Raw genomic sequence first — 13,199 nt, forward strand, 5'->3', positions numbered from 1 at the left:
GCGACTTCGCATCACCTATATTCACCAGCCGTAAAATCATTTTAAGGGCATCGATAAAACGCGTACCTGCTTCAAGCCCGCCTTCAATACCAAAGCTTAAAATACCCGACGCTTTGCCATTGGTGATTGTCTTACTCATAGCATGGTAAGGGCTTGATGCTAAGCCGGCATAGTTTACCCAAGTGACTTTACTGTGATCTTCTAAAAACTCAGCCACTTTTTGAGCATTTTCGCAGTGGCGATCCATCCTTAAGCCTAGTGTTTCTAAGCCAATTAAAATATCGGCGGCGTTTTTAGGCGCAAGCGCCGCGCCGGTATTTCGCAGTGGCACCACACGACAACGGCCAATAAAAGCGGCTTCAGCAAAGGCTTCGGTATAAATAACATTATGATACGACGGATCCGGCTCGTTCATCATCGCAAAACGTGTAGCATTGGCTTTCCAGTCAAACTTGCCTGAATCTACAATCATACCACCAATCGCCGTACCATGGCCGTTAATATACTTAGTTAAAGAATGCACCACGATATCGGCGCCGAGCTCAAATGGACGGCACAAATAGGGCGTTGCAACGGTATTATCAACAATCAAAGGCACCCCTTTACTGTGCGCTATTTTCGCTAATCGAGCAATATCAACAATATTGCCGGCAGGATTACCAATTGACTCACAAAAAACCGCGCGGGTATTGTCATCTATAGCGTTTTCAAAGCCGTCAAAGTCATCGGCTTTAATCATCCGCGCCTCAATACCTTGACGTGGCAGGCTATGGGCAAATAAATTATACGTACCTCCATACACTTGGCTAGTACTGACAATATTAGTGCCGACTTCACATAAACATTGAATTGCATAGGTAATGGCCGCCATACCAGAAGACACCGCCAGCGCACCAATCCCCCCTTCCATCGCTGCAATGCGCTGCTCCAACACCGCATTAGTGGGGTTCATGATGCGGGTGTAAATATTGCCATGCACTTTTAAATCAAATAAATCCGCACCATGCTGGGTGTTGTCAAAAGTATATGACGAGGTGTTATAAATCGGCACCGCCGCCGATTTAGTTGTCGCTTCTGCTTCATAACCATGATGCAACGCTAAAGATTCTAGTTTCATAAGTATTTCCTTTGCTTAATCGGTATAGCACTAAACTAGCACTTATCAATAGACAATTGCACATGAAATAAACTAAAGGGTGTTGAGATTTTATGCTGCAATATTTTAAATTTAGCTCGATTATTTTTTAAGCATAAAAAAAGCAGCTAATGAATTAGCTGCTTTGTTCACTTTAAAAGCTATTAGAAGCTATAACGTGCCATTAACTGTACGTAGCGTGGAGGCTGATAGCCAGTAGCTCGTAGGAAGTCAGGGTTAACATTTTGGTTACCTCTAGCTAAATCTTTTTGTTGATTATAGGTATCTGGACGCTGAGTATTAAATACATTATATACTTTAGCTGAAAGCGATAAACCCTCAGCCCACTCAGGGAAGTAACTAACCCCTAAGTCTGTATTGAATAACCAGTTAGAGCGTCCTTCATCACCACGCTTGGTAAGCTGCTGCTCGCCATTTTCATCAACACAGTAAAAGCTTGAAGCAGAATAACGTCTAAAGTTACCTAAATCATAAGCAGTTGAACCATCACCTTCTAGCATACCATCAGTGCTAACATAACCCTGACAGCTTAAAGGAATACCTGAGACTGCCGAGAAGTTAACCGATAATGATACTTGCTCATTCACTTCATATAAACCAAATGCTTTAAACTGATGGGTACGGTCTGTTGGTAAATTACCGTAGGCGCCATGCATAAAGTTGGCGTGGTCAAAATCTTGTGTCGCGCCCGCATCTTCTTGTCCTAACGATGAGTTTACATACCCTTCTACATTACCAAAGGTTCTCGATAGTACGTAAGAGAAGTTAGCTTTCCAATTATCCGAAAGCGCTTTTTCAGCCGTTAACTCAAGACCGAGGTAATGACGTTTGTACTCAGGCATACCAAAATACTCAGCCGGTACTGTGGTCTTAGTTAAGTTACCATCGTTATTTAGATCCATGCTTAACGTCACATCTTTACCAGGGTTGACGATGTAACAGCCCGCCATTGAATGCGGGTCAAAGTTATCATGACCTTGATCTTCAGCCCAGCGCACAAAACCGTCATGGGTACAAGCATCATCCATACCATTACCTACGGTACGTCCCATAAACTTAGTGCCGACTGTCCAATCTTCATTTAGCTCTTGCTGATAACCAATAATCAACTCATCTTGATACATGGGCTCTAAGTTATGATCCGCTATCACTGCTGGGTTAGGTCTTTGCTCATCTACTGTGCTGTAACCAAACTTATCACCTAAACCAATGGGTTCGCCCTTAGCATCCCATCCACCCGCTACAAAATGATAGTCTTCATAGAAGCTTTCTTCTCGAGTGGCTCGTATATTTGTGTTTGACGCAACTGGAATGTAGTAACGCCCTAACGTACCGTATAATTTTTTACTCGAGTCGCCATCAATATCCCATGCAAAACCAATACGAGGTGCAATCAAGTTATCAGACTCTAAAAACACATCGCCACTACCGGCTTTATTGGTAAAGGTTTCACCACGGATACCACCGTAAACGATTAGGTCATTGGTCGCTTGCCATGTGTCTTCAATATACCAAGCTGTATTTTCAACGCCAAAGGTCGCAGTTTGCGTATTATACTTGCGTATACGCACAGTTTCGGTACCGCATGGTAAAGCAGTACCATTTACCACACAGCCATTTTCACCATCATCCGCTGTAATATAGCGATAGTATGCATCACCTGAATATTTAATGCCCGGTGAAGTCGAATCGTACTCTTCTGAGTTATAACCAAAGCGTATAGTGTGATCGCCAATCACCCAATCAAAATCAATCTTATAACTGGTGCGCTCGTCTTGATCAGTAACTTGATCGGTAACCGTTGATTGTACTGGTGCATTCCAACAACCAATGGCGGTTCGACCACCCCAACCAACACCGCCGGTGGTATCCCATGCATAAGCACAATCATCACCCGGTAAGTTAGGCACGGTTAAATACTCATGAAGTAGCTCGCCGTACATCAAGTTCATTGTTAAGCTGTCGGTTAAATAACCGGTATAGCTTAAAATGTTTATGTCGCCACCTTCTTTGTAAGTATACGAAGACGCCTCTTCACCGTGTCGGCCCACCCATTCATCATCATTTGCATTTTGATAATTTACCCGATCGTATTCTGTTTCATTATTGATATGCGTGAAGCGTAACAGGTGATCTTCGGTAATGTACCAATCGAGTTTTGCTAAATAATTTGGTGTATCGACTTTGACATTATTACTGTCAAAGCGAGAGTAATTATCACTTTCGTAATTTTGACCTTCTACGTTTACAAAGAAAAATAGCTTATCTTCAATGATTGAACCACCAGCATACATATTGTATTCAAAGTTAGAACGTTCATCATCAGCGTTATATGCTGATATCTCACTAGAACCATCTAATTTAAAAGTAGTGGTGTTTTTAGCATCGGCACGCAGTGCTTGTGGCGTACTGTAAACAGAGCCACCAAATTGCCAATCATTGGTACCTGAACGGGTAACAATATTCACAATACCGCCCAGAGCACGACCATATTCAACACCGTAGCCTCCAGATTTAACCTGAGTTTGCGCAATAGCGTCTTGCGGTAAGTTTGCAAACTGCAAAAGTGAACGCAAGTTAGTCACATCCATACCATCAATATAATAGCCATTTTCGCCGACAGATGAGCCACCAAATGAAGGTAAGTTTCGACCAAAGTTTGCCCCACCTTGGATTGCACCCGGTGTCAATAAAGCCACCGCTACAGAATTTCGTGGTAAGGGTAAGCGCTCTATGTCAGAGGCAGCAAAAACTGATGTTGATTCTACGGAAGAGGTATCAATAGAGTTAATTCTATTACCGGTAATATGAATAACTTCTGGAGATTCCCCCACAAAGTTAACACTGCTACCGGTACCCAGTAATACCTTCACTTCTCTTTTAACACCTGCGGCATTGGTCACAATATAGGTGCCTGCCGGTACACTGCCGATATTAAAGCGCCCATCCGCACTCACATTAACAGTCCGTGTAACACCGGTATTTTTGTTTTTATAGGTGATTTGGGTATCTGGATTAGCTTTACCATATATCGAGCCTGATGTGTTACTGGCCGCTATAGTCGGAAAAGCAGCACTCAGCGTCATCGCGACCGCCACAGCGGTAACTGAGCGCTTAAACGTTGTTGCAAAGTTGTTTTTCATAGTTATTCCCTTTGAACTAAGAGTTATTATTATTTACTGCGTAAAATATACATTATACATATTAATTTAACATGCACTTAACATAGCGACGTACTAACTCAAAGCGTGTCAAGAAAACTTTCATAACTTTTAACAGGTTAGACCCTATATTTTAGAGGTAACTGCTTACATTTTTAATAACAAAAACATAACAACAATGCGAGCAAGCCACGCGGTTGCCGGTGAGCAGGTACAAAAAAGCGCCGCTAATCTAGCGGCGCTGCTGGTTAACTTTAACTGCAGACAATGATTTAGTGCACTATGTGCATTTCATCTAATAAGTTTTGTGCGTTATCGACTTTATCCATCACCCATAACATATAGCGCGAATCCACATGAATTGAGCGATTAAGCGCGGGGTTATAATCCCAATCGCCAATAATGCTTTCATACACACCATCAAACAGCAGTCCCACCAGCTGCGCTTTACCGTTTAGCGTGGGGGAGCCTGAGTTACCCCCCGTGGTATCTACGTTGGATAAAAAGTTAACGGGTACTGTGTTCATACCGCCGCTATAATCACCAAATAGTTTGGCCTTAATTTGCTGCTGTAGCTTTTTAGGCGCATTAAAGGGCTCAATATCGGTATTTTTAGCCAGCAACCCTTCAAGGGTGGTGAATGGCGTAGCCACTAAACCATCTTGGGGTGAATACCCGCCTACCGTGCCATAAGTAACCCGTAAGGTGCTATTCGCATCAGCATACACAGCTTTATTTTGCGCTTTATTAAAGGCAATAATTGCCGCCATTAACTTAGGACGCGCGGCTTGAAGTTTACCAGCCAATGCTTTGTCTTTATCCTCTTCTGCTTTCATGACGGTAAAAATCGCTTTAGCGTACTGAATAAACGGGTCTTGACTTTGCTCAATTTCAGTCAATGATTGGTTAAATAACGCCAAGCGCGTCGCTTCATCATTCAGTGTTGATTTAGCATACATTTCATTAAGTAGTGCGCTGTGTTTAGCTTTATTAAAGCCATTTTGTAACTCAAACGCGTTATCAACTTCTACAAAACGCTCTGCTCTAGGCAGGGCGGCATACAGCTCTAAAAAGTGCAGTAAAATGGCTTTATCTACCGTCTCATCATAACGGCGCGTCATACGCTTTAAACCGGCTTCAAAACGGGGCATATCACGCTGTTGATAACCCGATTCGCGCGCGGCGTTCGGTTGTTGTTTTTCATACGCTAAGCGGTATAAGCTGCGAGCGGTGCTGATCATCTGTGAGCGGTGTACATACCCTAACATTCGGTCACGTTCATTGTGCTGTTGCGATTGCGCCACCAGCTCAGTCAATGCGTTTAACACCTTGCCGTATTGTTTTTTACGTTGAGCGTCGCTGTTTATCCATGCACTAAGTTGTTGTTCAAATTCCTTTTTTCGTTCAAACATGGTGCCTTTATTAAAGCTTTCGATCATCGAGCCATAATTTTTTATATAGTTGTTGTAGCCGGCAATGGTGCTTTCGTAGGCAATACGCGCTTTACTACCATCCGCTGAGTTTTCTTTAATTAATGAGACATATTTAGCATTGTGTTGACGTGATTTTGGGTAGCTGGTATTAAATACATAGTCTACTTCGGCTGCGATGCGGTAACGGTTGGTTCGCCCTGGGTACCCCGTAACCATCACAAAATCACCTTGTTGCACGCCTTTTGCACTCACACTTAAAAATGAGTCAGGGACATAAGGAACGTTATCTTCACTAAACTCAGCTGGCTTACCGTTTTTACCTACATAAGCGCGGTAAAAACTAAAGTCACCGGTATGACGCGGCCACATCCAATTATCGATATCGCCACCGTATTTACCCACCCCCATTGCCGGCGCATAAGCTAAACGCACATCTTTTATTTCTAACGACTTCATTAAGTAAAACTCTAAGCCACCGTGAAATGAATACACATTACAACGATAACTTTCATCCGCTTCACAGTTAGCCACTAACGCCTTTTCGTTGTTTTGCAGTGCATCGTAACGCGCTTTGCCACTAAGCTGCTCAGTGCCCGTTAATACTTTATCTGTAACGTTAGTTACCGTTTCGGTTACATAAATTCGCGACCCTGGTGCTGCCGGTAACTCTTCTGCGGTGGTTTTAGCTAAAAAACCATTTTCTAAAATATTATTTTCAGGTGTTGAATTATATTGAATTGAGCCATAAGCACAGTGGTGGTTAGTGACCACTAGGCCTTTAGGCGATACAAACGAAGCCGTACAGCCACCCAAACTGATCACTGCATTCATTGGAAATTCGGTTAGTTTTGAAATAGATTTTGCGTCTATTTCTAATCCTTTAGCTTTTAAGATTGATTCTAATTCTGGAAGTTGATGAGGCTGCCACATGCCCTCGTCTGCAACAGCTGTACTTGCAACTGCTATCGCAAGCGTCGCTATAATAGGTTTTAAACGCATTCTCTAGTCCTTTTTTTTATATTCCATTAAGAGTACGCGCGAAACGCAACTAAAATCAATAACTCTGCGATAAATATAAGCTATAAGGACGGGTTTTATTAAATTTAGTCAACTAAACAGCCCAGCGAAATGAAGAATATAAATTAATAATTTGACGTAAAATCAAGAAATTGCGCAACAGGGAGCGGTTTACTAAAATAATAGCCTTGAGCGTAATCACAGCCTAGTTCATTCAATAACATTAGCTGTTGCTCGGTTTCAACTCCTTCGGCCACCACCTCTAAACCTAAGCTATGTGACATAGCTATGATAGCTTTAACTAAGTTGTAATCACCTTGTTTGCTGGTAATACTATTAATAAAACTACGATCTATTTTTAGTATATTAAAGGGGTATTGCCGTAAATAGCTCAGTGATGAGTAACCGGTGCCAAAATCATCCATCGATAATTTTATCCCTAACTCAGTCATTTGCTTTAAGCAATTAGTTATATTTGCGTGTCCACTCATTAATACCCCTTCAGTAATTTCAAACTCTAAGCAGTCAGCAGCCACATTGCTGGCGTTAAGTGCCTTATGAATAAAGCTGATCAGCTCAGGATCTCTAAACTGAACGGGAGATAAGTTAATCGCGATTGTAAACTGTTTTCGTTGCTGGTTTTGCCACTGTGCTAAAAATAATAATGCCTGCTGAATAACAAATTTACCTATGGCCACAATTAATCCGGTGTGCTCTGCTATGGGAATAAATTCATCGGGCGCAACCTGCCCCAAAACGCCATTACGCCAACGCAGCAGTGCTTCTGCGCCAAAAATAACTTGATTACTGACATCTAATTGGGGCTGAAAATACAATTCAAATTCATTGCGCTGCAGCGCACCGTGCATTTGATCTTCAATGGCTAATCGACGCTTAATAATGGTATTCATTTTGTTAGTAAAAAATGAATAGGTGTTACGCCCCAACGCTTTAGCTTGATACATGGCTGTATCGGCATTACGCAGTAAGTCGGAAGTACTACAGCCATTTTCGGGGTAAATAGCCACGCCAATACTCACCGTAAGTATTAACTCTTTGCCGGCAATTTTAAACGGATCTCTAAAGCTGCCCAGCAGTTTTTCGGCCGTTTCTAACACATACTGCTGTTCCCTTATACTGGGTAATAGAATAATAAACTCATCCCCGCCTAAACGCCCTAAGGTATCTTGTTTGCGTAGTAGCTGTTTTAACCGCGCTGCTGACTCAATTAACAGCTGATCGCCAACTTCATGCCCCAGCGAATCATTCACTTTTTTAAAGTCATCTAAATCTAAAAATAACACCGCCGCCTGCTCAGCTGCACTATCGGCTTCGATCATTATTTGCGATAACCGATCCAGCGCTAAAAACCGATTCGGTAATACAGTTAAGCTATCATAATAGGCTTGGTGACGAATTAACTCCGCCGATTTATGTTGCTCGGTAATATCGCGTATAATTACCATAATGTGTTTATATTCGGTCACATAGTTAATTCTAGCTTCAAAATAAACCAGCCCATTTGGCACATTGAGTGAATACTCAAATCGTGCCATTTCATCTTGTTTTAACACCTTTTCAATATGACTGGTAAACTTATTAGCCAGTTCATCGGGTAAAACATCGGCCATTTTTTTTCCAATAAATTCTTTTGACGAGGTATACAGGTTATTTATTTCACCGGCATGGTAATCGAGAATTGTGCCGTCGGGTTCCATTAAAAAAAACAAGTCTGGGATGGCTTCAAATATCGCCTCAAGCATGTGCTCATTAAACTTAACTTGGGCTTGAGCTTTTTTAACTGCCGCTAAATCAATATCAATGCAGTACATTTGTTTATTATTATATTGGTTAATAAACATCACGTGACTGGAAAAAACCACAATTTCTTGGCCATTTTTATGACGTACAGTAATTTCAGCAGCAGGGATTTCTATATTATGATTAATCCAGTCATTGTGTGCCGCAATCACTGCGCCATGCAGAGATGGCGGAATAATAAGATCTTCTAATTTTTTTCCTAACGCCTCTTGCTCGCTGTAGCCGTAAAGCAGCTCACTGCCTTTATTCCAATAAATAACACGGCGTTGCTCGTCATAGCCTTGCACCGAGATAGCACTGACCAGATCAAACAGTTTATGCAGGGGATCATGAGTAACATATTGAGGGGCTATTATATTGATAGCTGGTTTTGAATCCATATTAAGACGATATCCATAAACAGTTTGTTTAATAATAGTCAAAAAATGAAAAATAACCTGCCTAAGCCAAAGTGGGTGTGTAATAAATGACTGTTCGCCAGTCATGTAAATATAAAAAAGGAGCGTTTAAGCTCCTTTAATTATCGATGATTAGTCTTGTTTTACATCAGCGGGGTGTTCAACCCCAATCCATGCTTTAAACAATGCTTTTTGCGCCGCAGTCGCATCCATGTTGGCCTGCACTTTTTTCGGTTTATCGAAATCAGCTGCTAATACCAGCTCGGTACTGGCCAATGCATCGCGGCGAATGTAATCAATAACCACAGTATCACCCGGCTTATACATGTCTAAACTGTCAGTCAGGCTGTTGCCTACATGCTGCTTATTAATAGCCACTAGCTTATCTTTAGTGGTTAAGCCCGCCTGCCATGCGGCGCCATCACGACGTACATGAGTCAGTGCTAACAGTTCGCCGCTGTTTTTAGCCTGCGCCCCAATACTCGCCACCGTTTTTGCTGTATCGGGGCGCACAAACTTTAAACCCACTTTATTCAGTAAGGCAGCAAAATCTAACTGCGCTGGTGAGGCCACATTAGCCTGCCACCATTGGCTGTAATCGCGACCCGTTAACTGTTGTAAAATAGTTAACACATCGTGTTCGTTGAATCCCGCGGGCAGTTTATGCAATTTATATAGCGCGTTATGCACGTCGCGATAACTGATATTACCTTCACTTTTTTCAAGTAAATCAATATCGAGTGCCAGCGAAAGCAGCGAGCCTTCGGAGTAAATATTGGTGCTGTAGTTACGTGCATGATCCCCCCCCTGATTTATCCATTTATCAAAACTCGTTTCACTGGCACTTTGCACTTCTCGGCCTGGGGTAAGTAAGTGGCGGTTGATGCTTTTTGTCATGCCGTTAAACAGCTCATCTGTGGTTTGTATGCCGGCACGTACTAATAAATGATCTTCAAAATAACTGGTAGAGCCTTCAGCAATCCACAATAGTTTCGAATAGTTCATATTGGTGTAATCGTAAGGGGTCAACCCCTGAGGACGATATGCTTTTACATTCCAAGTATGAATAAACTCGTGTGCTGCGGTACTAATAAATGCTAAATAATCCTCGCGTTTAGCAAAACGGTCGCGTGGGCGCTGAATAATAGTCGAGTTTAAATGCTCAGTCGCACCGCCTGCACCTGATGTAGCATGCACCATAAAAACATAGCGCTGATACGGGTAGTCATGCCAAATTACATCCCCCGTTGTGACCAGCTTTTTTAGATCCGTGAGCATTAAAGCAACGTCATAATTGCCTTCGCCCCAAATAACCAGTTCATATTCACGACCATCAACGCTGAAGGTATGTAATTGGTTTACGCCGGTTTCAATAGGCGAGTCGACTAATACATCGTAATCGGCGGCTTTAAAACTATGTTTACCTTTAGCATTATCCATGCCCGATACCGAACGCCATGCTTTAGGCACCTGCAAGTTCACCGTTACCGGTTCTTGACGAAAAGATTCACTAAACATAAAAAAACCTGATGCATCAATAAAGGCATGACTGTCATCTATATGACGTGCACGCTTGCCCAACTCGTTGGCATACACTTGATAGTCAATATTAACTTGCGTGGGCTCAGTTAAATGAATACGCCAGGTACTGTGATCAACTTTTTCCCATTGTAATGGCTCGCCCTGCTCATTTTTGGCAGCAAAGTAACGCACACCATTGGCTAAATTTAATATTTCATAACGCCCAGTACGCCATGCCGGTAGTTTCACATCGAGATGTGCTTGGGCAGTTTTTGGGAATTCTACCTGCACATCACCTAAATGGTGCTCTGGTTGAGAAATACTTAAGGAGTAGTTAACATCGGCAAACACGGGAGTTGCACACGCAGCTAACAGCGACAAGGTAAGTAGCTTTTTCATAACGGCTCATAGTTATCATTTTTTTGTTGCAACAAGACTAACAAGCAGCTATTTAAAAGTGAATTAAAAACGATAAACACACTTTTAGTGCCGTTTATTCACATTTTTCACCCTAAAAACGCCAAGTTTTTAGTGAGATACCTACACATAATATAAATATGTTGTAAACTAAACCAAGATTACATTAAAAATGGCGGTATGATTAGGTGCCTGAAAAATCTAATACAATGGACGAACAGCTCAATCACGCTCTAAAACAGAGAAAGGTGCTTGAGAACGCAAGGAAATATCAAGTAGATACACTAACTCATTTTGTAGCTAAGTTATCGTTATGCTGTAAAGGCCTTGATATTGAATTAGACAATCGCTTAGCTGCGTTCAGAAACACCCTAAATAAAGGCGTCAATTTTGCGCAATTAACCCCATTAATTGATGACATCCTTACGCTGTTAAAAAACCAAGAAACAGTGCAACTTAATAACCAACGCGCGTTACATTCAAGCATTCAAGCTGCGGGTCAACAACTACAAAAAAATAAAGATTTACCTGCTGATACGCGTAAAAAGCTGCGGCATTTATTAGATGACGACCTCGACAATGTTAAATCTACTCACGGTTATATTCCCTTGCTCAATCAACTGGTGACGTTTTATCAACAAACACTCGATACAAAACTAACCTTAGAGCAAGATAAACAGCGCTCAGCCACCTCAGCCTTAGCCAATAAATTACTGGGATTGGCTCACCAGCTGGTTTTGGAAGACGAATCTGCCGAACAAGTTCAAGCAATACGCGCAACAATTATACAGTGCCATACCTTAGAAGCGTTGTTAGAAGCCGCACTTGAAATAATTGCCATCATTGTCAAAAACATTAATGGTGAACGCGAATCAGCACAAAGCTTTTTATTTTCTTTGAACAAAACGCTCGGGCAATTACATCAGTCTATTTTTTCAACAAGCCAGCATTCAGAATCCATGGGCGTTGAGTTTGACGCGTTAAATAAGCGCATCAAAACAAAAATTAACAACCTGAACGAACAAACTAAAAGTACCGCGTCTATCTCATCGTTAAAAAAGCTGGTGGATATAGAGTTAAAGTCGCTGAGCGAAGACTTTATGGCCAAAGAAGCACTTGAACGCTCTGACCGTGAACAGCTTATTGCCAGCTTTGGTGAAATAAATGGCCGCATTGGCTGTTTAGAAAATAAATTAAGCAACTACAAAAAGCGCCTTAATGAACAACGCTTTAAAAGCTTACTTGATGGTCTCACAAAACTTCCAAACCGAGCAGCTTTTGACGAGCGCTACCATCACGAAATGCATTTATATAACGTACAACCCTCTGATATCACCTTAGTGGTGATAGATGTTGATCATTTTAAAGACGTCAATGACCGTTTTGGTCATACCGCGGGCGATATCACCTTGCAAGTAATTGCTAAAGCGTTAAAAAACTCAATAGAAGCAACCGATTTCATCGCCCGCTATGGAGGTGAGGAGTTTGTTATATTGATGCCTAACACAGTGCTTGAAACCGCTGCTGTGCGCCTCAATAAACTAAAAGAGAATATAAAAAAGATCCCTTTTAAATTTAAAAGTAAACAAATAGAAATTACCGTGTCGCTAGGCGCCACGCAGTTTAAGCCAGGTGATACAGTATTAAAAGCATTTGACAGAGCAGATGATGCTTTGTACGAAGCGAAAAACTCAGGCCGGGATCGTCTGTGTATGAGTAAATAGTGTTATAACCCCTAGGTAACGGGTGTTCTATAACCACGTAGTTTTTACCAAACCAGCAGCAAGGAGTACGCCTATGTTAATACAGTTAAACCCCACTGGGGTATTAGATTTACTGTCGCAATTAGAAGTGGATTTATTAGAGCAATCTTCGGCTAGCGAACGTTATCGCTTATTTAGAAATTGTGCACTGGCCGTACTAAATGTCGGCAGCCATACTGATGTTAGTAATGACATTTACGATAAATATCAAGATTTTGACATTCGCTTAGTCAGTCGCGAACGGGGCATTAAAATTGAGTTAGAAAACCCACCCGATATTGCCTTTGTTGATGGTGATATTATTACCGGCATTCACGAGCATATATTCTCTGTGATCCGCGATATTCTGTTTATCTGCCAAAAATACGAAAAAGACCTTAAAGAGCAAAAAGCCATCACCCATATGGTGTTTGACATGCTCAGAAATGCCGGTGCCCTTAAAGTAAACAGCGAACCTAGCATGATAGTCTGTTGGGGCGGACATTCCATTAGCGAAGTAGAATATAAATACA

General features: G+C 41.8%; 7 protein-coding genes. 2 read left to right on the forward strand and 5 right to left on the reverse strand.

Going from position 1 to position 13,199, the window contains the following annotated elements; genetic code table 11:
• From ABYB02_RS08925 to ABYB02_RS08945, 5 genes are all read right to left on the reverse strand, one after another.
• Window positions 1–1,117: O-acetylhomoserine aminocarboxypropyltransferase/cysteine synthase family protein (locus ABYB02_RS08925; protein WP_372762122.1), on the reverse strand; the 1,117-nt coding region annotated here is incomplete at its 3' end.
• Window positions 1,118–1,299: 182 nt separating this feature from the next.
• On the reverse strand, window positions 1,300–4,299 hold the full coding sequence (locus ABYB02_RS08930; RefSeq protein WP_372762123.1) for a TonB-dependent receptor plug domain-containing protein: 3,000 nt from the start codon (window positions 4,297–4,299) through the stop codon (window positions 1,300–1,302).
• 290 nt (window positions 4,300–4,589) lie between these two features.
• On the reverse strand, window positions 4,590–6,749 hold the full coding sequence (locus ABYB02_RS08935; RefSeq protein ID WP_372762124.1) for a S46 family peptidase: 2,160 nt from the start codon (window positions 6,747–6,749) through the stop codon (window positions 4,590–4,592).
• A 143-nt stretch (window positions 6,750–6,892) separates the two neighbouring features.
• Window positions 6,893–8,968, reverse strand: coding sequence for an EAL domain-containing protein (locus tag ABYB02_RS08940; protein ID WP_372762125.1), 2,076 nt, complete (start codon window positions 8,966–8,968; stop codon window positions 6,893–6,895).
• Window positions 8,969–9,118: 150 nt separating this feature from the next.
• Window positions 9,119–10,906 (reverse strand): M61 family metallopeptidase, encoded by a 1,788-nt coding sequence (locus ABYB02_RS08945; RefSeq protein ID WP_372762126.1) that lies wholly within the window; start codon window positions 10,904–10,906, stop codon window positions 9,119–9,121.
• Between the two features lie 206 nt (window positions 10,907–11,112).
• Between ABYB02_RS08945 and ABYB02_RS08950 the strand changes: the two genes are divergently transcribed.
• Window positions 11,113–12,648 carry a GGDEF domain-containing protein gene (locus ABYB02_RS08950; protein ID WP_372762127.1) on the forward strand — a complete coding sequence of 512 codons (1,536 nt, stop codon included), beginning with the start codon at window positions 11,113–11,115 and terminating at the stop codon, window positions 12,646–12,648.
• 73 nt (window positions 12,649–12,721) lie between these two features.
• Window positions 12,722–13,199 (forward strand): pyrimidine/purine nucleosidase domain-containing protein (locus ABYB02_RS08955; RefSeq protein ID WP_372762128.1); only part of this gene is annotated, 478 nt, incomplete at its 3' end.

The organism is Pseudoalteromonas sp. (assembly GCF_041613455.1).
Classification (GTDB): Bacteria; Pseudomonadota; Gammaproteobacteria; order Enterobacterales; family Alteromonadaceae; genus Pseudoalteromonas.